The organism is Bacillus stercoris (assembly GCF_029772985.1).
In the GTDB taxonomy this organism is placed as follows: domain Bacteria; phylum Bacillota; class Bacilli; order Bacillales; family Bacillaceae; genus Bacillus; species Bacillus stercoris.
Window position 1 is genome coordinate 2,759,649 of the sequence record NZ_CP121861.1, and the last position, 20,904, is coordinate 2,780,552.

Below are 20,904 nucleotides of genomic sequence, written 5' to 3' on the forward strand. Positions count from 1 at the left end.
AAAAGGATACATCCAGCTAATCTTGAAAGATATCAGCATTTTTTCTGCAATAAAAGAATAGGCAGCCCGAATCAATCGGCTGCCTCCTTTTCATCTTCTTCAGTCAAATACACGCGTATCTTCGAACCCTCTTTTACTTTCGTTCCGGCAGCTGGCGATTGTTTAACGATTTTGCTTCCTTTCCCGGAAGCATCTACATTGAGATTCACCAATAGTGACTCAAGATCTGAGACAGACATCCCTACAACATTCGGAACTTCTATTGTTTTTGTGTCGTTCCATTGGTATTTTTTCTCGATTTGATTTTTCCGGGGCTTCACACCAAGTTCCGGCAGGCTGTCTCTCATAATACTCCCGACAATAGGCGCTGCAACCGTTCCGCCAAACTGAATCGTGCCTTTCGGGTTATCCACCGCAACGTAGACAACCAGACTCGGATCATCGGCGGGCGCGAAACCGATAAATGATACAATATGGTTGTTTTCGAGGTATTTTCCATCTTTAACCTTTTGTGCTGTTCCCGTTTTTCCTCCGACACGATATCCTTCCACAAATGCATTGCGGCCGGTGCCTTCTGCGACAACGCTTTCTAGAGCATAGCGGATTTGTTTGGATGTTTCTTCAGAAATGACTTGTTTCTTTGCGATTGGTGATTGTTTTTTGACCGTTTTCTTCGTAACAGGATCGATCCATTCCTTTGCAATATAAGGTGTGTAGAGCGTCCCTCCGTTTACAGCGGCAGATACGGCTGCAACCTGCTGAATCGGCGTGACAGATACTCCCTGTCCGAAAGCCGTTGTTGCTTGCTCCACCGGACCCACTCTGTCAAGGGGGAACAAGATGCCTGTTCCCTCGCCTTGAAGATCAATCCCCGTTTTTTGTCCAAAACCAAAGTCTTTGATATATTTGAAAAGCTTTTCTTTTCCTAAGCGCTCGCCCAATTCAACAAACCCCGGGTTGCAGGAGTTCTGCACAACTTCTAAATACGTCTGCAGGCCGTGCCCGCCTCTTTTCCAGCACCGCAGTCTCGCTCCGTCCACTTCCGCATGCCCCTTATCATAAAATTGATCCCGTTTTAAATTAACTTTTTGCTCTTCAAGGGCTGCTGCAAGCGTAATGATTTTAAAGGTAGATCCCGGTTCATACGTGCTCCATACTGGCAGATTTCGATTGTAGACGGACGGATCGACTGATTGGTAATCAGCAGGGTCAAAGTCAGGCCTGCTAGACATCCCCAAGATTTCTCCGTTTTTCGGATTCATGGCTACGGCAATCATGCCGTCCGGATGATATTTGGCCTCAGCGTTATCAAGCTCTCTTTCCAGTATCGTCTGAACCTTTGAATCAACTGTCAGCTTCATATCAAGCCCATCCTTAGGCGGCGTATAGTCGTCCGCTTCATCAGGCATCTTCTTTCCCTTGGCATCTGTATAAAACTTCACAGAACCTTTTTCCCCTTTTAGATCATCGTCGTAATAGGCTTCCAGTCCAAGGAGCCCTTGGTTGTCAATTCCTGCAAATCCAAGCACATGTGATAAAAAGCTGCCGAACGGGTAATGACGGATACTGTCCTCCGCAACATACACACCTTTTAAATCAAGCGCTTTGATTTCCTTCGCCTTCTCATTTGAGATTTTTCTCCCCTCAGGAGTGATCTTTTCGATTGACGCTTTTTTTGTCACATGTTTATATACTTTTTCTTCTGACATGTTGAGCACCGCCGCAAGCTGCTTGCTCGTTTTCATCGGATTCTGTACTTGGCGCGGCACGACGAATACGGTCGGCGCACTTTTGTTTGTTGCGAGTTTCACGCCGTTCCGGTCCAGAATCTCGCCTCTCTCCGGCTCAAACGGCAAGTTACGGCTCCAGGAATCTTTCGCCAGCGAAGTCAGCTTTTCGCCCATCACAAACTGAACATACCCCAGCCTTGTATCAATGATCAGAAACACGATCACGCCAAAAAGCAAAACAAATAATAAACGTTTTCTAACCGTTACATTCGAGACGCGCAAGAGACCGTTCACTCCTTATTTAGGCTTGTTTCATTTTATGCCTGAAATTGGACAGGTAGAACGAGGCTCCTCTGAAGGCATAAAAAAAGAAAGCCTGCATAACGCAAGCTTTCTTTTTAATCAGGATTTTTAAACTGAACCTTGATTACGGTTTTATCTTTTATTTCTTTGTCTTTCTTGACGCTTTGGCTGACAGCGTAGCCTTGGCCGTTTACTTCAATATGAATTCCCGCGAGCTCGCCGTACTGAAGAACCTCTCTTCTCGACCACCCTGTCATATCAGGCATTTTGATTTTGCCGCCCGTTTTCAGGAAAACCTTCTGATTGGTGAGAACTTCCTCACCAGCTGCCGGATACTGTTCTTTTACAGCGACATCACTGCCGATGACAATCGGTGTGAGATTCTCTTCTTTTGCTTTCTTTTGAGCAGCAGTAACCGTTTGATCTGTTAAATCAGGCATTGTCTGCGCTTTTGTTTCTTCCTTATCTGAGTCAGATTTTTCAGTTGGCTCTATGTTTAGGTAATGCAGGCTGTTTTTCATTGTTGGGTTGAAGATTTCTGATACTGGATCTGAACTGCTTTGTCCTGCTTTTAACTGCGGCTGCTGAACAGCAACATAAATCAAAAGCTCAGGATCATCTTTTGGTGCCATACCCATAAACGAAAAGATATAGTCATCTGTTCCGTCTAAATATCCGCCTTTACCGGCTATTTGCGCAGTACCTGTTTTCCCGGCAACATCAAAACCTTCGATTTTATAGGCTTGCCCTGTTCCGATTTTCGATGTAACGACTTCTCCCAAGATATCCCGCACCTTTTTCGCTGTGCTTGCAGAAATTGGGGTTCCGGCTGATTCCGGCTTATTTTGATAAATAGTTTTATCTTTATCGGGATCAACGATATGGTCAATCACATAAGGCTTCATCATTTTACCGTCATTCGCAATTGCCGTTGCGGCCTGAATCTGCTGAATTGGTGTGACCGCAGACGCTTGGCCGTATGCAGTTGACGCCTTATCAAATTCATATTTAAAGTTGATTTTGCTGGAGACTTCTCCTGGCAAATCAATACCTGTTTTCTGGTAAAAATTGAACTTGTGCAAATATTGATTGAGGCGGTCATATCCCAGCTTTTCTTTCGCCAGTTTCGCAAATGCAACATTTGACGATCTAAGGACGCCGTCATGATAGGTTGTCGGCCCCCAGCCTATACCTCTATTATGGTCCCTGACAGGTTCCCCGCCAACTTCAAATGTACCTGATTTATATTTTTCGTTCGCATTAAACACGTTTTCCTGCATCGCAGCAGCAAGTGTAAATATCTTCATCGTTGATCCAGGTTCATACGCATATGAAATCAAATCATTATAGTAGTTTGTCACATCGCGCTTGTTCGGATCAAAGCTTGGCCGCTGTCCCATGGCAAGGACTTTGCCGGTTTTCGGATCGACGACTGCGGCCATAATTTTTTTCGGGTTATACTTTTGCGCTACTTTCGACATGCTGTCTTCCAAAAAGGTTTGAATTTTCTGGTCAATGGTTAAATATACATTGTCACCATTTTTTGGCGCGGTAATTTTGTTTTTGCTGTTCGGGAGCTCCCAGCCGGATTTGTCGCTTTCATATGTCACATATCCGTCCCGCTCCTTCAAATACTTATCCAGCACTTTCTCTAATCCCATCGCGCCGGAAATTTCATTTGTGTCCTGATCAACCTCGGCATAGCCGATTAGATTAGATGCGAAAATACCATTTGGATAGTACCGTTTTGTATCCCGTAAAAATGAAATGCCCGGGAGTTTCATTTTTTCAATTTTTTGCTTTTGTGAATACGTAATATCCCGGCCCGCTGAGCCAAACTCGACTTGTTTTGCATCTTTATTTAAGATATCAAGGATGTCGGCCTTGTCCAAGTTTATCACTTTAGACAATGCTTCCGCCGTTTTTTCTTTGTCTACGACATGCTGAGGATGCTTGACATCAGTGGTCATTTTTTTATCGAGAATCGCAATCAGCTTATACGTCGCCGTGTCCTCAGCAATCACTTTTCCGTTTCGATCTAAAATCGAGCCGCGGCTTGCCTCGATGGTCCGTTTCTTTTCATGCTGCTCTGTCGCTTTTGTAGCAAGCACTTCGCCGTCCGCTTTTCCGGTTATTTGAATATATGCCATTCTCCCTAGGATGACAAAGAAAAAGAGAGCGAAACAAATACTTAGAATCGCTGCTCCTCTATTCATAAATTTATTCTTTTTTGGCATTTGAATCATTCCTGTATGTTTTTCACTTTTTTATCTTTTAAATTCAAGCCGTTCTTTTTCGCAATGTCCATAATACGCTGCGGTTTGCTTAAATCAGCAACGCTTTTTTCGAGGTCACCAATTTGCTTATTTTCGGATGAAATTTGCTCCTCAAGCTTTTGCACCTCAATATTGGTTTGGTATGCCGCATATGCCTTCGATACGATCAAAAGCGATACGCTGAGCACCGCCGCAGCAAAGAGGACAAGAAGCACTTTTTCTCCGAGAGTGATGGAAGCCCTTTTTTTGACAATCACTTTTTTCTCAGGATTGATCGCATGCCGCTGCTGTTTCTCTGGTTGGTAAGCTAAATTGCTCATAGGCTGATGACCTCCTTTTAATTTTGCATTCGCGTTTCGTTATTTTCTTTTTTCAGCAATCCGAAGCTTGGCAGAACGGGCCCTGTTGTTCTCTTCAAGCTCTTCTTGAGATGCCGTAATCGGTTTTCGTGTGATGAGCTTCAGCTCCGGCTCAAACTCTTCCGGTATAACAGGAAGACCCGGAGGAAGTTCCGGAAGCGACGACTTTTCTTTAAAAGTGGTTTTGCAAATTCTGTCTTCTAGCGAGTGGAAGGTAATGACTGATACCCTGCCCCCTGGCTTCAGAACCTCAATTGCCTGCTCCAAAGCTTCTTCAAACACCCTAAGTTCATCGTTTACGGCAATTCTGATTGCCTGAAACACGCGTTTAGCGGGATGTCCCCCGCTCCTTCTCGCTGGAGCGGGAATCGCGTCTTTTATTAGATCGACCAGTTGGCCCGTAGTTTGAATAGGAGACTTCATTCTTGCCTCCTCAATTTTTCTGGCGATCTGTTTACTGAACTTCTCTTCTCCGTATTTAAAGAAAATACGGACGAGATCCTCATAGCGCCACTCATTAACGACTTCTTTCGCCGTAAGCGTAGCCGACTGGTCCATCCTCATGTCCAACGGTGCGTCATGATGGTAACTGAATCCGCGCTCCGGTGTATCCAGCTGCGGAGAGGACACCCCTAAATCAAATAAAATACCGTCTACTTCTGTTATACCTTGTTCATTCAAACATTCTTTTAAATACCTGAAATTGCTTTTAATCAGAATAAGCTGCCCTTTATAATCGGACAACGCTTCTTTCGCATGCTGTAATGCCATATCATCTTGGTCAAAAGCGATTAAACGCCCCTTCTCGGATAACTGCTGCAATAAGTATGTACTGTGCCCAGCTCCGCCGAGTGTGCAGTCTACATATGTACCGTCCGGTTTAATATTGAGTCCGTCTACGGTTTCACGAAGAAGTACTGTCTTGTGTTGAAACATTTTGTGTTGGTCCCACCTTTTATCAGGATGAATTGAAATTGTTTTTAGAGTGTTATACACGAAGAATCATTATATATCAAACCCAATCATGTTTTCAGCAATTTCAGCAAATGAATCTTCTTGCTCTTCTGTGTATTGTTCCCAAATTACTTTACTCCACAATTCAATTCGATTAGAAACCCCGATAACAACACATTCTTTTTCCAGTTTGGCGTAATTCAATAGAGATGATGCAATATTTACCCTGCCTTGCTTGTCCAGTTCGCATTCGGTCGCCCCTGAAAAGAAGAAACGGGTAAACGCGCGGGCATCTTTCTTTGTGAGAGGAAGAGCTTTCAGTTTTTCTTCAATTTGTTTCCATTCGTGCATAGGGTAGCCGAAGAGACATTGGTCAAGCCCTCTAGTCAGCACAAATTGCTCACCTAGGCCTTCTCTAAATTTAGCGGGTACGATCATGCGGCCTTTCGCATCGATGGTATGCTGATATTCACCCATAAACATGATCTCTTGCCCCACTTTCTCTCCTTAACTCACCACTATTCACCACTTCGCTCCACAACTTCATTTTACACTGTTTACCCATAAAAAAAAACCCTGAACTATTCAGGGTTCTTTAAAACTTTATTTCAAAGTTTGACAACTTGATGTTGATTTTGAAAAGAAAATGGCAGATTCTTGAATGTCATGAAGAATTTTGGACCGTACCTGTTCAAATAATACATGATATTCCAAATCCGTTCTTGCGGTGCAAGAAGCGGCTTAATGCTATTTTGAATTCTCTCATAATCCTTCAAAACGTAGCCTTCTTTTTCTTCAATTCGCTTCGTCACCGTGCGCTCTAAGAATTGAAGCTGATCCTGAATAAAAGCGGCATTTTTCAGAAGTAAGGGTTCCATGCTTTGATCAACCTTTAACGCCTCCTGCCGGACCGTTTTGTGAATCGCTTCAATTTGGCTTCTCGCTTGATCCATCACCGCCGTAAACTCTTCCGGAATCTGGCGCTCGAAGTATGCCTCTCTTTGATTCTCCGTTCCGCGCTCAATCGCATCTTGTAACGAGATATTCCGTTCAGCCAGTTTTTTCTCAATATGCCGCTCAAGTATCGTAATGTTCAGTCTTGGCATGACAGGAGGCATTTTGAAGCCCATCACCGCAAAAGCCTGTTTGAGCTCACCCCAATAGTTGATTTCTCCAGGGCCTGCAATAAATGCTAAAGTCGGAATGAGAAATTCCTGCATTAACGGTCTCGTTACAACATTGTTGCTGAAGCGCTCCGGATGTTCTTCCATATGCGTATGAAGTTCATCCATCGTCCATCCTAGATCAAGCTCTTTGACAACAAATCGGCCGTTATCTTTTTCAATTAAAAAACGCTCTTCTTCATATTCATAAAACAGATTCGCCTGCTCTTTTCCGGACTCGATAATCGGTTTGTAGCCTGCTTGGCGCATGAAGGCCTGCTGATCTGATACAACGCGGGCGAGTTCATCATTTTCTCGAAGAATCTTTTGGAACATGGCCGTTTCCAGCTTTTTAATCCCAGGATCTCCAGAATTTAATAAAACTAAGCCCTCCTCTTGGAACAGATCCGCGATCAGCAGCTCAAAGAAGTCAGTAAACGTAACAGATTCTCGTAAACATCGTTTCACATTGTCAAGAAGTGAATTCGTGTGGTCTGTTTCTTCAAAAGCGGCAAACACATCATCTATCCACGCGGAACACTTTTCCTGGTCAAGCGTTGTGCTCGCTGCTGATGACTTCTTCCAATATGACTGAGACAGCTTTTTTTTCACAGGACCATTCTCTTCAGAAATATGAACAAAATTAATCTCATCCAAATCGTGGTCTTCTCCGGCCACCCAGAAGATCGGTATGACAGGCACTTGCAGTTCCTTTTCTTGTTGCTTTGCTAAAACAATGATTGAAATGATTTTATGTATGGTGTAAAGCGGCCCTGTTAAAAGTCCTGCCTGCTGTCCGCCGACTACAGCGGCACTTGAAGGGTCCTTCAGCTTCTCAATAGCGGACTGCATCGCACTTGAACCGAATTTATTATGGTACGAGGATAAGTACGCCGCCAATTCCTCTCTTGCGAAAAACCGGGAGGATAAGTCTTGCAGTCTTTCGCGCCACATATCCTTATGATGAATGCTGTAATCAAAAAAAGAAGACATTTCTTCTTTGCCATCTATATAGTGCTGTACAAACACATTCTGATTTTTGATGGAAAGTTCAGTTAGCTGCATCTTCTAGAACTTCCTTTCTCCAATAAATAGTTAGGTATCCGAAATGAGTATAGCATGTTACCGAAAAAGCTCAAAAGACTTTGTTTGTATTTCGCTCCAATGCTTTGATGCTGCCGTATAAAAACGCTAGATGGACGGCATCAATTCCGTGAAGACTTGCTTCCTTCAATAAGTATCCGATGATGGCGTCAGCTTCCGTTTGCCGGCCTTCAATGACATCAACCAGCATTGAAGAGCGATTTTCTTTCGTTAGTCTGCAAACGGCCTGAACCCGCTCCCAAGCCTCTTCTTCGTTTTCAAGCCTTAAAATGCGGCACGCCTCCTGAAATACCAGCTTCATAAAAGCCAGATAAGCTGGCGTTGTCAGCAGGTCTCCATTTTTCACCTGCAATAACGCAGTTAAAGGATTAATACACGCATTTACAATCAGCTTGCCCGTTAGCAGACGGTACCAATCTGTCTCATAACAAATCGGAAAATCCGAGTGGTTATGCTGAAACAAGATGTTCAGCCGATCTGGTTCAGCATCGAACGCGCTCCATTTTATCGCACCTAGACCTGTATGATCAACAGCTGTATCCGATTTTCTTACAGCTCCGTGCTCAACGATTCCAACATAAATGGAGTGGCCAACATGCCAGTCTTTTAGGTTGTGGATATGCCCCATGCCGTTTTGCAAAAATAATATATTCGTTTTTCCGATCCGTTCAAGCGACGGAAAAACAGACTGAAGCTGATGCTGCTTCACTGTCACGACAAGCAAATCGAAATCCGAATTGATACGCGTGTCTGCATTGCAATCAGCGCTGAATTCCTCCCCGCCTTTATAAAGCCGGATTCCTTCAGACTGAATGGCCGCAGCCTGTTCCTGCCGCCTCGTCACAACAGTCACGTCGTGATCAAGTGACAAATAATAGGCGCATAAAAGACCGACGGAGCCTCCGCCGATAATTCCAATTTTCATGATGTCACACCCAATTTAGCTTTTACGTATTATCATAGCAGAAGTATGAAGAAATTACTTCTCAAAGATCCCATGTGCTTAAAATTAAAGTTTAAATATTTGGATTTTTTAAATAAAGCGTTTACAATATATATAGAAACAACAAAGGGGGAGATTGGTTTGACAAAGGTAGAACGTCTGCTTATCAACTATAAAACGCTGGAAGAATTCAAGAAATTTAAAGAATACGGCATTCAGGAGCTTTCAATGCTTGAAGATCTTCAGGATAATATTATTGAAAATGACAGCACTTCGCCTTTTTACGGGATTTATTTCGGCGACAAACTTGTAGCACGAATGAGTCTGTATCAAGTTAACGGCAAATCGAATTCCTATTTTGACAATCGCCAGGATTATTTGGAGCTGTGGAAGCTTGAGGTTCTTCCAGGCTACCAGAACAGGGGATATGGGAGAGCCTTGGTTGAATTTGCAAAATCATTCAAAATGCCAATCCGGACAAATCCGCGAATGAAATCAGCAGAATTTTGGAACAAAATGAACTTTAAAACTGTTAAGTATGATATGGCGCGGGACAAAGGGGAAAATCCGCTCATCTGGCATCCTGATATGGATCGCGAAATGACACCGGGGGAGTCCGCATAGACATAAAAACAACCGGCCTATTCTTCCTATAGGGCCGGTTCATTTCAAGCGTTTCTTTACGTTTCTTGAGCCGCTTTTTTCATTCTTCCGTCTTCCTTGGATACAACCATTTTTCTGGCCCGATCCATAATGTCGATCAGTGCCTTGTAATCCTCTTCTGTCATCTCTAGCTGATTCCGCAATGTTTGATTTTCATTCCGCAAATCCTCAAGCTCTTTTTGCAGGGATTGGATTTGCTCCTTCAATTTTTCCCTTTCGAGCTGAAATTCTTGTGCAGAAGGTGCTTCTTTAAATTGTTCGAGAAATTGAATGACATCCTGAATGGACAAGTCTCGTTTTCCTTCTGACGATGTCGAGGCAGTCTGCTTCACGGAATTCGGCATATTGACCGAATGAACGCCGATTTGCTTTCTCAGTTCTTTCCTCTGCTTTTTCGCAAGCTCTATACCTGACTGGTATTGTTTTCTTACATACGAGTTCCACCTGAAACCGCAGGCTGCCGCAGTTCTGGTCAGCGCCCTTCCTACCTCCTCAAAGGCGGAAAGCTGTGTTCCTCCCTCTCGAATATGACGAAGCACCACTTCTGCCAGCAGCAAATCCTCATCCTGAGTCCAAGCATCTTGTCTTGTAATGGTCAAATTCAATCTCCCTCCATGTCAGCTTATTTATCTCATACATATGCCGGTAATAGATTAGATAGACTATTTGCACTCACAAATTTTCCGCAAGCTGACAGGAAGAGAAAAAGAAAAAGCGCAGGGCTTTCACCCTGCGCTTTTCTCATTAGTTACTTTTTACATTTATGTCTTTGCCGTTGTATGATCCGCATGCTTTGCATACACGGTGAGACAACTTCATCTCTCCGCATGACGGACATTCTGTCATACCAGGTACATTAAGTTTGAAATGTGTACGGCGCAATCTTTTCTTCATTTTAGAAGTTCTTCTAAAAGGTACAGCCATTATTCCCACCTCCTTAAAGAGTTAAGATTCATCATCTTGTTTTAAGAGCTTTTCGAGGGCTGCAAGTCTCGGATCAACTTGATTCTTCTTGTCTTCTTCCGAAATGACTTTCCAGTCCTTTCCTTCTTGAGGAGCAGCTCCTTTTTCTTGTTCAGATTCACAAAAGATTTGCATAGGGATTTCTAAAAGAATTTCTTCTTTCACGATCGGAGTTAAGTCGATAGTATCGTCCTCAACAATGTGAACGTCATCATCTTCTATATCATCCGTGTGATGAAATATAAACAGTTCTTTTGTTGAAATTTCAAATGGATACGGGACATCAACGAGTGTTCTTGAGCATGGCAAAATCATTTCGCCTGAAATTGTAAAATCAAACGAAACCTGTTTGGATTTGATATCCGCTCTGCCCTTCACCCGGACGGGAGAAATGCGGCGAATGTCAGAATTCAGCTTTGTCAGCTCATTTAACTCAACTGTTTCATCAAATTCAAAACTTTGTTTTGGCATTTGATGCAGCTGATAAATCGTCCATTTCATTTGTATCACCTCAGGAAAGCAACAAACATGATTATAGCTTTTAAGATTGTTTTTGTCAATATTTTTTCTTTACAGCATAATGCTGCCATCCAAGTATCGTTGACAGCGGAATATGCTATGCATACACTTAAAACAAAAATAAGGCGTAAGAGTTTTCATTTGCAAATGTACCATACGTTTTTAAACATAGCAAGAAAGGCGGAAAAAATATGAATGCTGTAGGATTGGTGGTTGAATATAATCCCTTTCATAACGGTCACCTTTATCATGCCCAAACAGCAAAGCGGCAAACCGGATGCGACACGGCTGTCGCGGTGATGAGCGGGCATTTTTTACAGCGTGGGGAACCGGCTGTTGTGTCAAAATGGGCCCGAACAAAAATGGCGCTGCAAAGCGGAGTTGATCTTGTTATTGAGCTGCCTTATCTTTATGCCGTGCAAAAAGCGGACATTTTTGCACGCGGCAGTGTTTCCATCCTAAACGAAATTGAATGTGAGGCGCTGTTTTTCGGGAGTGAGAATGGGGATATCAAGCCGTTTTTAGAAACAGCACAGCTTATTAATGAGCATAAACATACATTTGATGACCGAATTAAAGAAGAACTTAAAACGGGGACGAGTTATCCAGCAGCGGCGGCTAGCGCCTTCAGCTCCATTTTGCATTCCGAAAGTGCACTTGACTTGTCAAAACCAAATAACATTTTGGGATACCAGTATGTGACTTCGATTCTAACCGGGGGATATCCTATGAAACCTTATACCACGGCACGCATCTCTTCGGACTATCATGATGCCGATCTCCCTGAAGGCGAAAACCCTATCGCAAGCGCCACAAGCATTAGAAAAGCGATGACTGGCCAGAGTCTCGAAGCCTGCCTTCGTTTTCTCCCTGCTGCATCTGCACGAGAATTAGCAGCTTACCGCAAATCATTCGGATTGTGGCATACACCTGAGAGCTACTTTTCTTACTTAAAATACAGCCTTTCAACAGTAACAGCACAGGAATTACAGCAAATATACGAGGTGGAGGAAGGGCTAGAGCACAGAATTCTTCGTTCGATCAGAAAAGCCAGCTCCTATCTGGAATATATGGAGCTGCTGAAAACGAAACGTTATACATGGACAAGGCTCCAGCGGATGAATACGCACGTTTTAACCAGAACAAAAAAACAGGATATAAAAAAGCTGCTTGACGACGATAAGGTGCCATATATCAGGCTTCTCGGCATGACGAAAAAAGGACAGGCTTATTTATCCGAAAAGAAAAAAGCACTGTCTGTTCCGCTTGTCAGCAAACTGTCCTCTTTCTCTCATCCAGCTCTCGATCTGGACATAAAAGCAAGCAGAATTTACAGCCTGCCGATAGAAGAGCCGCTGAGAACCGAGTTTGACCTGCAGGAATACGGACATACACCGATTCGCTATGACGAAGATGGACAACACTTTTTAAATGTATAGAAAAAGCACCTGAGAATCAGGTGCTTTTCGCTTTCAGCTTATTCAAATAGTCAATCGCATCCTGCATGGTATCAACAGGCACAATCTTCATATCTGAATCAATATCTTTTGCTGTTTTTACAGCATTTTCATAATCGGAATTGCTGGCGCCGTTTTGATTTGGCGCGAAGAAAATGTCTTTTCCGGCTTTGTCTGCGGCGACGACTTTTTGATCAATTCCGCCAATCGGGCCTACTTTTCCGTCAACATCAATGGTACCTGTTCCCGCAATATCATAACCTTTTGTTTCGTCTGTTTTTGTCAGCTGATTATAGATTTCAAGAGACATCATTAACCCGGCAGAAGGGCCGCCGATATTCTCGATTTCAAAATCAATATCCGGCTCCACTTTGACGTTTCTGTCCGTATAAAGTGAAACACCGATCCCAGCCCGTTGCGGCTCATCAGGAAATTGCTTTAACGTAAGAGTGACACGCTTTTCTTTTTCTTCTCTTTCGATCTTTAACGTCACTTTATCTCCCGCTTTTTTGCTGCCGATATAATCAATCAGCTTTTCAGCAGACTGATAGTTTTTGCCGTCTGCACTGATGATTTTATCACCGACCTCTATTTTCCCTTTTGCGGGCATGTTTTCTACAACCGAGCTTGCATATATGCCGTTAAAGGAGTAGCTGACTTTTTTTCCTGCTTTCTGATAGGCGGCTATAACCGCGTTTTCTTGCGAGCTTTTCATCATTTGGAGCTGCCTTTTCATATACTCCTTATCTGACTCGCCTTCTTCCTTAATGCTCTCATCAGGAACAATTTCATAATAAGGGTGCATCTTTGCCCACACATATGTAAACGGATTAGCCGGTCCCACTTTGACAGTCATTAAGGACAAGCTTCCTTTTTCCGGGTAGCCTCCCTCCACTTTTATCAATGGAGCAAGCTCTGTCGCTTCTCCCGGTTTTGTAATATAGTATGGAAGTTTTATAAATGATAAAACGGCGATCAGTATGAGGATGACGAGCATCCAGCTAAAATGTTTTTTACGTAGCAAATTATGAGCCCTCCCAATTCTCTATTTCTTTTCTTATCTTGCTGATCATTCGGTTTGTCGCCTCTTCGCCTGCCGATATCATTTCTTCAATATTGGCAAACGAGCTTGAGCTGTATGTTTCAAGAGAAGGGCGAATCATGATATCTGCGGCAATCGTTTGATGCCGCACCAATTCATTTTGCAGGATATCCATACTTTGCATAATCACATCAAAAATATGCACTGCTGTTTCAGTTTTTCGTACCCTGGAAACATCTGAAGCGATGATAATATCAGCTCCCATGTCTTTTACAACAGAAACCGGAATTCGATCGACGACCGCGCCGTCTACAAGAAGGCGTCCGTCCAGCCTCTGCGGAATAAAGATACCCGGTATGCTGATGCTGGCCCTCACTGCATCTGACACTGATCCTTTGCGGAACACAATCTTTTCTCCCGTCTGTAAATCACATGCAACAACGCCCAGCGGAATTTGGAGCTCTTCAATCGGTTTTCCGAATGTATAAGCATGCACAAGCTGTCTGATGCGGTCACCTTTTAGAAAACCGAGCTTCGGCATCGTATAATCAGCATAAAGCCTCCGTTTAAAGGCTTTGGCTACTTTTTTCATCGTTGCCACGTCATGGCCGGCGGCATAAAAACTGCCCACCAAAGCGCCCATGCTGCTTCCTGCAATCATATCCACATGAATTTGATGCTTATGTAAACTGGAAAGCACACCGAGATGAGCAAGCCCTCTGGCCCCTCCCGATCCTAACGCTAACCCGATTTTAGGTTTGGCCAAAGCGTTAACCTCCTGCCTGAATTCCCTGTATACCGAATTCTATGGTCTAAACTGAACCCCTATGCTCGTATATTAGTACAAAGAATCAAGAGGACAGGTACTGCTTGGCCGTTTCATGTCATACATTATTTTATCATGATATACATGTCATTGGGCATTTTTAGCATCGGGGAGGTAAGAATGAACTTGTCGAAGATCAATACACTTTTGATTGCCTCGTTTTTTCTTTTTTTAACAGCGACTGTCATCTCACATCCACAGGCCTCATTCGAAGCCTCTAAAACCGGGCTTTCTATGTGGTGGGAGGTTGTGTTTCCGTCATTGCTGCCATTTTTTATTCTGTCCGAACTCTTAATCGGCTTTGGCATTGTACGGTTTGTCGGTGTTTTGCTTGAGCCTTTTATGCGGCCGATCTTTCGCGTGCCGGGTGTCGGCGGCTTCGTTCTTGCTATGGGAATGGCATCAGGAAACCCAGCGGGAGCAAAACTCACTGCCCGTCTGCGGCAGGAAAAACAAATTTCAAGAGTAGAGGCAGAACGGCTTGCGTCGTTTACCAATTCTTCAAACCCGCTCTTTATTTTCGGCGCTGTTGCTGTCGGTTTCTTTCAAAACGCGTCACTAGGCATTTTATTGGCTTCTGCACACTATTTAGGGAATCTGGCTGTTGGATTAACGATGCGTTCCTACGGCCGCAAGGAAGAGCAGCATCTCAGAAGAAAGAAAACGATACCCTTTCCTTCGATCAAAGATGCGTTACACGCCCTTCATACCGCCAGACTTGCGGAAAAACGGCCTTTGGGAAAAATTTTAGGCGACGCTGTGACGTCTTCTGTTCAAACGCTTCTTATGGTAGGCGGCTTTATTATTTTATTTTCTGTCTTCAATCGGCTGTTGTCCGTGGTTCAGCTGACTGATATTTTGTCTGTTTTCACAAAAGGCGCGCTGACTTTGTTCCAGCTTCCGGCTCAATTGGACATTCCGCTTTTATCGGGGATGTTTGAAATCACGTTAGGCAGCAAGCTTGTCAGCGAGACAGATGTTTCTCTTCTGCAAAAAGCGATTATCGTCAGCTTTATTCTCGGGTTTAGCGGCTTTTCCGTACAAGCTCAAGTGGCAGGTATTTTATCGGAAACTGATATTAGATTTAAACCATTCTTTATCGCACGTTTGCTGCAGGGCGTTTATGCCGCTGTCTTCGTCATGCTTTTATGGAAACCGCTTTACACGGCGTGGCATGATCCTTATCAGTATGTGTTTAAATCTTTTAATAGCAGTGACATGCCGACTGCATTTATAAACGGCTGGAATCTGCTTGTGCAGATCGGACCTGCTGTCACACTATGCGCGCTGTTTACGTACATTATCATTTTTTCTTACAGACTGACAAACGGCACAAAAAAAGGATGAGTCAACCCCCTCATCCTTGTCTGTATTTTTGCTGAAGCGCAAGCTCTACTTCCGGCGGTACAAATTCTGATACCGAGCCGTTGTATCTCGCCACTTCTTTTACGATGCTTGAACTTAAAAACGAATACTGATTGTTTGTCATCATGAAAAATGTCTCAATGGATTCATCAAGCACACGGTTTACTGACGTTCCCTGCATCTCGTATTCAAAATCTGATACAGCCCTCAAGCCTCTTAATATCGCTTTGGCATTTTTTCTTTTTGCATAATCAATTAACAGTCCTTGTGATGTTTCAACTGTTATGTTCGGAATGTCTTTTGTCACTTCTCTCAGAAGCTCACACCGTTCCTCTACACTGAACAAAGGCTTTTTTGAAGAATTATTCAGCACACATACATACACTTGTTCAAAAATATGCGCCCCGCGTTTGATGATGTCCAGATGCCCGTAGGTCACCGGATCAAAACTGCCGGGACAGACAGCTATACTCGCCACCTCACTACCCCCTCTTTTTATAAATCGCCACACCTGTAAGCCCATAGGTTTCTTTTCTTGTCATCACAAGATCTCCTACGGTTTCGGGAAGCTCGACCTCTCTGTCATGCTCAGCGACGATAAAGCCGTCTTCTTCCAGCATTTGGTATTCGTCAATCAAAGTTAAAAGTGCTTTCAGCTTTTGTTCCTTATACGGCGGATCGAGAAAAATGCCGCGAAAGCCGGTTTCTCTCTTTGCAGCAGCGTGCAAAGCACGTTCCGCTTCATTGCGGTATACCTGTGCATGTTTTGTAAGCTCCAGCGTTTTCAAATTAGATTTTACCGTTTGAATGGCCTTAAAATCACGGTCAACGAATATACAATGCTCAAACCCGCGTGAAAGCGCTTCGATCCCAAGACCTCCGCTCCCTGCGAATAAGTCTAGTCCCCTGCCCCCATCAAAATAAGGGCCGATCATATTGAAAATGGATTCCTTCACTTTGTCGGTTGTCGGTCTTGTTGATGTTCCCGGCACAGCCTTTAGTGAACGGCCTTTTTTTGATCCAGAAATTACTCTCATGTTCCACACCACTTTTTCTAAAAGCTATTTTGTTTCTTTATTCGGCCAGACGCCGCTATGTACATAGAAAAAAATCAATCCTATCTTAACATAAAGCATTCTCCCAAACAATGAACGCTAATCTTGATAAACAGGTGTATAGGCAGCATGATCCTTGTCCATACTATAAGCAACAGCATCTAGAGGATGTTGTTGCCAACCGCGGAGAAGACTTACGTTTCCCCATAAGTTCTTCCTCCGGTTTCTCCTCTCCCTTTGCCTTCTCCTTAACATATTAAGGAATAGAAGGACCCCGCAGATGTCTGCGGGGGTTTTTTTTATTGCTATATGCCGATTTTATAATCGTATTCTTTTGCTTTATCAAGCTTTGACTCGAATTCCAATTTTAAAAACGGTTTATAAGAAGGCTCTACTTTTTTCACAAAAGAGTAAGACGCAATCTTGTCCATTGTTTTTTCAATTTGGTCTATATCACAGTACAGTACGACATATTTTAATCGTTTTGATACATAGTGCACATTCCCGAACTTTCTCAGCATTTTGCTTTGCTTTAGGGAGTGCAGATACACAACCATGCCCTGGCGCCTATTCTCCAATACAATCACCTGCCTGATTTCTTTTATATGTAAAAGACGAGACGGCCAGTCTCGTCAGGACACTTTACATCCGCAGCTTCCGCCTGAACCGCAGCCGCCTCCGCATGAAGACAAACCGTCAAAATAAGGGTTCCCAGTCGGAACTTTCACATGCTCCGAAACAGCTGTCCCAATCTCGACGCTGACCTCATCAAGAATGGACTGGAGTTCATTTTCAGCTCTTTTGAAGTCAGCCACCTTGTCGTTCAGGTCCAGCTCACGTTTGATCTCCCTCATTTTCCGGGATATTTCTCTATAGTCAGGATGATATTTGCCAAAACGCTGTACATCCTCATACTGCTCTTTTATTTTGATAAAAGAACGAATAATCCGCCCTGCCTCTTCATCTTCCTGGAGACGCTTGTAACAATTGCGGTAGTTCTCAGCCGTCTCCGACTGCAGAATCATCTCGGCAAGCTGCTGAGCTTCACTTTGAAGCCGCACGGATTCCATCGTCGCATACATAACATGCACCTCCAGTTGTTAGTTTACCATGAAACCAGCCAATTGGAAAATGCTTAACCACAGCCGAAAACAAACTCCGTATGGACGCACGAAAAAGACCCTTTCCCGGGCCTTTTAATCTTTTGTCCGCATCGCTTGGAACATTTGCATCATCATTTGCGCCATTTGAATCCCGTTTGTAAACTGATTCACCCGATGCGGAATGGTTTTTTCATAAAAATTCATCATCTCAAGCTGAAAGGTGGACAGATCATCCGGTTTTCTCGAAAGCCTGCGGTACCATATCGGCTGCTCTCTGATGAATCGTTTCCGTTCTTCGTTTGCGAAAATATATTCCTGCACCTCTTTGCGCATATGAGATCCCCTTTTTTAATCCTTTCGAAAAGAAAAAGGATGCTGTCCAGAGCCTGGCTGAGATTGCTTCTGGCTGTTCCCGGAAAATGTATTAAGAAGGCTTTGCAACGATGAGATCGACTGGCTCATTTTATTGATTTGTTCGTTCATTTGATTGACATCCATCTTTTTCACCGCTGTCACCATTTTCGTGACAAAATCATTTTTTTGCGGTGTTTCGGGCACAGCCTCTGCAGCTTCTTCCGGTTCCCGATACGGATCCCAAATCGGGTCGCTCTCCCCGAAGAGAACCCAATTTTCATATACGTCCTGCCAGCTTCTTTGTTCTTTTCGCACTTCTTTTATCAGCTTGGGATGCTTTTTGACGAATTGTTTAAAGTCATTGATTGAATGATTGGCATGTTGATTCGCCACAATCCTCACCCCCTCCGAAAATCGTTACCTACTACAATGTATCGTTTTGTCGGGCATTGTGTTCGCCTATATTCATTCACAAATGAATTTTTAGTGCTGTCCCTAGACACTGGTGAAAAGCCTTAAGAAGAAGGGAAAATCCGCTCCTCAGCAGCAAGAAAAGTAACATATTGAACAGGCTGTATTTACACATCCCTTAGCGCAAGCCAGCTTGTGTGAAATAGAAAAAGCCCGGAACCATTCGTCCGCGGCTTTCATTACCATCGCTTAATAAAATTTTGGGTGTAATATTTTCGGTCTACTCCGACACCAAGATGCGTATAATCTGAATTCAGGAGCGCTTTTCGATGGCCTTCGCTATTCAGCCAGCCTTCTACAGCGGCCGGAGCGTCCACATAATTGTATGCGATATTTTCTCCCGCTTGCTGAAAGTCAACATGCCCTTCTTCTAAGCGGTCTTTCAGTGAGCCGTATTTCTTAGAAACATGTGAGAAATAATTATTTTCCTTCATATCCTCGCTATGCCCAAAGGCGACTTCCGCCGTCGGCTGATCCCACTCAAGCTTCGCAAGTCCATGTTTGACGCGTATGACATTCGTCAAATCAAGTATTTGCTTTTCGCTCGTTGTTTGGATCTTTTTCCACTTCTCATCTGAAACGGCTTTCGGTTTGATTAATTCCCCGCGGTACACTACCTCATAAGGTCTTTGCTTTACAAAGGTCTGCGCATCAAACGCCCTGATGCTGGATAGCTTCCCTTCAAATTTGTCCATATACAGCTGGACATACATTTTTCCTACCTTTACAGTCGGTCTTGTATTGATATCCTCTTCAGAAAACTCAAAGCGATAGGAATTTCCTTTATACTCTACATTCACAAATGGCGCCACCTGGGTCGTCTTGAACACATCTCCGGTTGATTCGCCAATTTTGAAAGGCTTGGCGTTAATGTCATTCCCAGCAGCGAATAATGTGACCACTTTATTGTTTAATACCCCGATTTGGATATATTGGTCCTTACCTTGATTGTATACCCACCAATCGTAATCATAAGCTGAAGGGTCAATGCGTTCAGGTTCCCCAAGCTTTTTCGTTACTTCATCGGCGGACTTGCCCATGAAGGACAATAATCCTGAAGTCGGCATATGTATTCGTTTGCCGCTTTCTGCTTCCTCATTTGACACCTGAGGCTCGCTGTCATTTGATTTCTTTTCAGGAACAGATCCATATTGAATAAACAGAACATAAGTTCCGCAAATAATCAAAAGGATAACCATTGCTCTCAATATATTTTTCAATCTATCACCCCCGTGGCGATTCACAATCTCTTGCCTTACAACCCATTACAATACAGCCTATTTAACATGTCAAAGATTTATGTGTTAATGAAAAAAGCCTTCTTCTCGATTATCACCTTCGGAAATATCCGATAAGGCGCTGCCGGCACGTTCATTCGTTTGCTCAGATAAAGAAAGATCACCAAGCGTGACAATTCCAGTCAGTTTTTTATTTTTTGTAACTGGTATCCTTCTGAGCTGATGCGATGCCATCAAATGAAGAACCTCATCAACTGAAGCATCTTCCTCCACACTGACAGGTTTTTCGGTCATCGCGTCAGTGATTTTTTGCGAGTTCGGTTTTTTGATGGCGATTCCTCTTAACACGAGATCACGGTCGGTCACGATGCCGACCAATGTTTCCCCATCCTCATCAACCACTGGAATCGCCCCTACATTCGCGTCCTTCATCTTTACTGCAGCTTCATATACATTATCTAATACCGTGCAATATTGCAAGTCGGCTGTCATCAGATCTTTTATTTTTGTCATCCGTTTAACCTCCTTTAGTCTAGTGCTATTGTCGTCAAAATTTAATTTTTGCATACTTTCAAAAGAAGAAGATTCATTGAAAGTTTAACGCTTTCATACTATGATTGTCAGGAAAGGTAATTTTTATAAGGAGGGGTCGGTGTTGAAGTTTACTGAAAGCGGACTTGAAGGGGTTAAGGCTGAACTCAGCTTGCTAGACGACTTAATGGAAAGCAAAGGTCTACTCAGAGCGGGCCAATGGGATTACGAGAGAGTCACCTATGACAAGAAGTTTTCGACGATTGAGGGCACGTTTTACCTGCGGATACAAGGAATTGCGGCAGAGGGTGATGTCGGAAGCGGACGCGCGGTGATTCAATTAATGTCCCCTCTCCTAGGCAAGCATTACTACCCGCACGGAGTAGAGTATGGAGAAACGGAAGAGTTTCCCGTACAGGTTGTGACAAAAAGCAAGGCACTGATTCAGGACATATCCGACATGTTAAAAACAGTTCAAATGTAAC

At 43.5% G+C, this 20,904-nt stretch carries 25 protein-coding genes; 5 read left to right on the forward strand and 20 right to left on the reverse strand.

All coding sequences use genetic code 11. The annotated features are described in order from the left end of the window. Positions 1 to 71 precede the first annotated feature (71 nt). The 7 genes from QA442_RS14305 to QA442_RS14335 all read right to left on the reverse strand — a co-directional run bounded on the left by QA442_RS14305 (position 72) and on the right by QA442_RS14335 (position 8,814). On the reverse strand, positions 72 to 2,012 hold the full coding sequence (locus QA442_RS14305) for a stage V sporulation protein D (RefSeq protein WP_095431262.1): 1,941 nt from the start codon (positions 2,010 to 2,012) through the stop codon (positions 72 to 74). A 116-nt stretch (positions 2,013 to 2,128) separates the two neighbouring features. Beyond that, on the reverse strand, positions 2,129 to 4,270 hold the full coding sequence (gene pbpB / locus QA442_RS14310; RefSeq protein ID WP_446002679.1) for a penicillin-binding protein 2B: 2,142 nt from the start codon (positions 4,268 to 4,270) through the stop codon (positions 2,129 to 2,131). A gap of 5 nt (positions 4,271 to 4,275) precedes the next feature. Beyond that, entirely contained in the window at positions 4,276 to 4,629 is a 354-nt protein-coding gene (ftsL, locus tag QA442_RS14315; RefSeq protein ID WP_040083221.1) for a cell division protein FtsL, read from the reverse strand. A 39-nt stretch (positions 4,630 to 4,668) separates the two neighbouring features. Continuing rightward, complete coding sequence (gene rsmH, locus QA442_RS14320; RefSeq protein WP_014663880.1) at positions 4,669 to 5,604, reverse strand: 16S rRNA (cytosine(1402)-N(4))-methyltransferase RsmH; 936 nt, start codon at positions 5,602 to 5,604, stop codon at positions 4,669 to 4,671. A gap of 69 nt (positions 5,605 to 5,673) precedes the next feature. Beyond that, positions 5,674 to 6,105 carry a division/cell wall cluster transcriptional repressor MraZ gene (gene mraZ / locus QA442_RS14325; protein WP_003221402.1) on the reverse strand — a complete coding sequence of 144 codons (432 nt, stop codon included), beginning with the start codon at positions 6,103 to 6,105 and terminating at the stop codon, positions 5,674 to 5,676. A 125-nt stretch (positions 6,106 to 6,230) separates the two neighbouring features. Beyond that, positions 6,231 to 7,850 (reverse strand): bacillithiol biosynthesis cysteine-adding enzyme BshC, encoded by a 1,620-nt coding sequence (bshC, locus tag QA442_RS14330; RefSeq protein WP_095431260.1) that lies wholly within the window; start codon positions 7,848 to 7,850, stop codon positions 6,231 to 6,233. A gap of 70 nt (positions 7,851 to 7,920) precedes the next feature. After that, on the reverse strand, positions 7,921 to 8,814 hold the full coding sequence (locus QA442_RS14335; RefSeq protein WP_095431259.1) for a 2-dehydropantoate 2-reductase: 894 nt from the start codon (positions 8,812 to 8,814) through the stop codon (positions 7,921 to 7,923). Positions 8,815 to 8,973: 159 nt separating this feature from the next. Here QA442_RS14335 and QA442_RS14340 point away from each other — a divergent pair, with 159 nt between their 5' ends. Further along, positions 8,974 to 9,456 carry an N-acetyltransferase gene (locus QA442_RS14340; RefSeq protein WP_014663877.1) on the forward strand — a complete coding sequence of 161 codons (483 nt, stop codon included), beginning with the start codon at positions 8,974 to 8,976 and terminating at the stop codon, positions 9,454 to 9,456. 56 nt (positions 9,457 to 9,512) lie between these two features. On the opposite strand, the gene gerR is transcribed toward QA442_RS14340, so the two are convergent. The 3 genes from gerR to QA442_RS14355 all read right to left on the reverse strand — a co-directional run bounded on the left by gerR (position 9,513) and on the right by QA442_RS14355 (position 10,959). After that, positions 9,513 to 10,094, reverse strand: coding sequence for a sporulation-specific transcriptional regulator GerR (gerR, locus tag QA442_RS14345; protein WP_095431258.1), 582 nt, complete (start codon positions 10,092 to 10,094; stop codon positions 9,513 to 9,515). Between the two features lie 145 nt (positions 10,095 to 10,239). After that, the gene (gene rpmF / locus QA442_RS14350) at positions 10,240 to 10,419 is read right to left on the reverse strand and encodes a 50S ribosomal protein L32 (protein WP_003154457.1); all 180 of its coding nucleotides are present in this window, start codon (positions 10,417 to 10,419) and stop codon (positions 10,240 to 10,242) included. A 21-nt stretch (positions 10,420 to 10,440) separates the two neighbouring features. Next, a complete protein-coding gene (locus QA442_RS14355; protein ID WP_095431257.1) occupies positions 10,441 to 10,959 on the reverse strand; it encodes a YceD family protein in 519 nt (172 codons plus the stop codon). Positions 10,960 to 10,986: 27 nt separating this feature from the next. On the opposite strand from QA442_RS14355, the gene QA442_RS14360 reads away from it, so the two are divergent. Together QA442_RS14360 and QA442_RS14365 are read left to right on the forward strand one after the other, a co-directional pair. Next, complete coding sequence (locus tag QA442_RS14360; RefSeq protein ID WP_014663874.1) at positions 10,987 to 11,172, forward strand: hypothetical protein; 186 nt, start codon at positions 10,987 to 10,989, stop codon at positions 11,170 to 11,172. Further along, a complete protein-coding gene (locus tag QA442_RS14365; RefSeq protein ID WP_095431256.1) occupies positions 11,169 to 12,416 on the forward strand; it encodes a nucleotidyltransferase in 1,248 nt (415 codons plus the stop codon). Before QA442_RS14360 ends, QA442_RS14365 begins: the two co-directional genes overlap by 4 nt. A 16-nt stretch (positions 12,417 to 12,432) precedes the next feature. Here the strand turns inward: QA442_RS14365 and ddcP are convergent, their stop codons facing one another. Further along, a complete protein-coding gene (gene ddcP / locus QA442_RS14370; protein ID WP_095431255.1) occupies positions 12,433 to 13,458 on the reverse strand; it encodes a protease DdcP in 1,026 nt (341 codons plus the stop codon). Between the two features lies 1 nt (position 13,459). Continuing rightward, positions 13,460 to 14,242 carry a patatin-like phospholipase family protein gene (locus QA442_RS14375; protein WP_095431254.1) on the reverse strand — a complete coding sequence of 261 codons (783 nt, stop codon included), beginning with the start codon at positions 14,240 to 14,242 and terminating at the stop codon, positions 13,460 to 13,462. A 180-nt stretch (positions 14,243 to 14,422) separates the two neighbouring features. On the opposite strand from QA442_RS14375, the gene spoVV reads away from it, so the two are divergent. Further along, a complete protein-coding gene (gene spoVV / locus QA442_RS14380) occupies positions 14,423 to 15,649 on the forward strand; it encodes a dipicolinic acid transporter SpoVV (RefSeq protein WP_069838809.1) in 1,227 nt (408 codons plus the stop codon). Between the two features lie 10 nt (positions 15,650 to 15,659). Here spoVV and coaD read toward each other — a convergent pair whose 3' ends face one another. The 8 genes from coaD to QA442_RS14420 all read right to left on the reverse strand — a co-directional run bounded on the left by coaD (position 15,660) and on the right by QA442_RS14420 (position 20,401). Then, the gene (gene coaD / locus QA442_RS14385; protein WP_014663869.1) at positions 15,660 to 16,145 is read right to left on the reverse strand and encodes a pantetheine-phosphate adenylyltransferase; all 486 of its coding nucleotides are present in this window, start codon (positions 16,143 to 16,145) and stop codon (positions 15,660 to 15,662) included. A 4-nt stretch (positions 16,146 to 16,149) separates the two neighbouring features. Next, positions 16,150 to 16,704 (reverse strand): 16S rRNA (guanine(966)-N(2))-methyltransferase RsmD, encoded by a 555-nt coding sequence (rsmD, locus tag QA442_RS14390; RefSeq protein WP_069838810.1) that lies wholly within the window; start codon positions 16,702 to 16,704, stop codon positions 16,150 to 16,152. Positions 16,705 to 17,027: 323 nt separating this feature from the next. Further along, complete coding sequence (locus tag QA442_RS14395) at positions 17,028 to 17,300, reverse strand: YlbG family protein (protein ID WP_095431253.1); 273 nt, start codon at positions 17,298 to 17,300, stop codon at positions 17,028 to 17,030. A gap of 54 nt (positions 17,301 to 17,354) precedes the next feature. Next, a complete protein-coding gene (gene ricF / locus QA442_RS14400) occupies positions 17,355 to 17,804 on the reverse strand; it encodes a regulatory iron-sulfur-containing complex subunit RicF (protein WP_003221370.1) in 450 nt (149 codons plus the stop codon). 114 nt (positions 17,805 to 17,918) lie between these two features. Beyond that, positions 17,919 to 18,158 carry a YlbE-like family protein gene (locus QA442_RS14405; protein ID WP_014663867.1) on the reverse strand — a complete coding sequence of 80 codons (240 nt, stop codon included), beginning with the start codon at positions 18,156 to 18,158 and terminating at the stop codon, positions 17,919 to 17,921. 15 nt (positions 18,159 to 18,173) lie between these two features. Next, a complete protein-coding gene (gene ylbD, locus QA442_RS14410) occupies positions 18,174 to 18,572 on the reverse strand; it encodes a YlbD family protein (RefSeq protein ID WP_014663866.1) in 399 nt (132 codons plus the stop codon). Between the two features lie 257 nt (positions 18,573 to 18,829). Next, positions 18,830 to 19,870, reverse strand: a complete 1,041-nt coding sequence (locus tag QA442_RS14415) for a CAP domain-containing protein (RefSeq protein ID WP_095431252.1) — start codon at positions 19,868 to 19,870, stop codon at positions 18,830 to 18,832. Positions 19,871 to 19,954: 84 nt separating this feature from the next. After that, entirely contained in the window at positions 19,955 to 20,401 is a 447-nt protein-coding gene (locus tag QA442_RS14420; RefSeq protein ID WP_003221362.1) for a CBS domain-containing protein, read from the reverse strand. A 139-nt stretch (positions 20,402 to 20,540) separates the two neighbouring features. On the opposite strand from QA442_RS14420, the gene QA442_RS14425 reads away from it, so the two are divergent. Beyond that, entirely contained in the window at positions 20,541 to 20,903 is a 363-nt protein-coding gene (locus tag QA442_RS14425) for a YugN family protein (RefSeq protein WP_095431251.1), read from the forward strand. The last annotated feature ends 1 nt before the right edge of the window (position 20,904 follow it).

Excerpts from the sequence above, each read along its gene's own strand:
- QA442_RS14355 (WP_095431257.1), bottom strand. The coding sequence starts at position 10,959 with ATGAAATGGACGATTTATCAGCTGCATCAAATGCCAAAACAAAGTTTT.
- rpmF (WP_003154457.1), bottom strand. The coding sequence starts at position 10,419 with ATGGCTGTACCTTTTAGAAGAACTTCTAAAATGAAGAAAAGATTGCGC.
- ricF (WP_003221370.1), bottom strand. The coding sequence starts at position 17,804 with ATGTATGCGACGATGGAATCCGTGCGGCTTCAAAGTGAAGCTCAGCAG.
- QA442_RS14335 (WP_095431259.1), bottom strand. The coding sequence starts at position 8,814 with ATGAAAATTGGAATTATCGGCGGAGGCTCCGTCGGTCTTTTATGCGCC.
- mraZ (WP_003221402.1), bottom strand. The coding sequence starts at position 6,105 with ATGTTTATGGGTGAATATCAGCATACCATCGATGCGAAAGGCCGCATG.
- ftsL (WP_040083221.1), bottom strand. The coding sequence starts at position 4,629 with ATGAGCAATTTAGCTTACCAACCAGAGAAACAGCAGCGGCATGCGATC.
- pbpB (WP_446002679.1), bottom strand. The coding sequence starts at position 4,270 with ATGCCAAAAAAGAATAAATTTATGAATAGAGGAGCAGCGATTCTAAGT.
- rsmH (WP_014663880.1), bottom strand. The coding sequence starts at position 5,604 with ATGTTTCAACACAAGACAGTACTTCTTCGTGAAACCGTAGACGGACTC.
- QA442_RS14360 (WP_014663874.1), top strand. The coding sequence starts at position 10,987 with ATGATTATAGCTTTTAAGATTGTTTTTGTCAATATTTTTTCTTTACAG.
- QA442_RS14420 (WP_003221362.1), bottom strand. The coding sequence starts at position 20,401 with ATGACAAAAATAAAAGATCTGATGACAGCCGACTTGCAATATTGCACG.
- QA442_RS14405 (WP_014663867.1), bottom strand. The coding sequence starts at position 18,158 with ATGCGCAAAGAGGTGCAGGAATATATTTTCGCAAACGAAGAACGGAAA.
- spoVV (WP_069838809.1), top strand. The coding sequence starts at position 14,423 with ATGAACTTGTCGAAGATCAATACACTTTTGATTGCCTCGTTTTTTCTT.
- QA442_RS14365 (WP_095431256.1), top strand. The coding sequence starts at position 11,169 with ATGAATGCTGTAGGATTGGTGGTTGAATATAATCCCTTTCATAACGGT.
- rsmD (WP_069838810.1), bottom strand. The coding sequence starts at position 16,704 with ATGAGAGTAATTTCTGGATCAAAAAAAGGCCGTTCACTAAAGGCTGTG.
- bshC (WP_095431260.1), bottom strand. The coding sequence starts at position 7,850 with ATGCAGCTAACTGAACTTTCCATCAAAAATCAGAATGTGTTTGTACAG.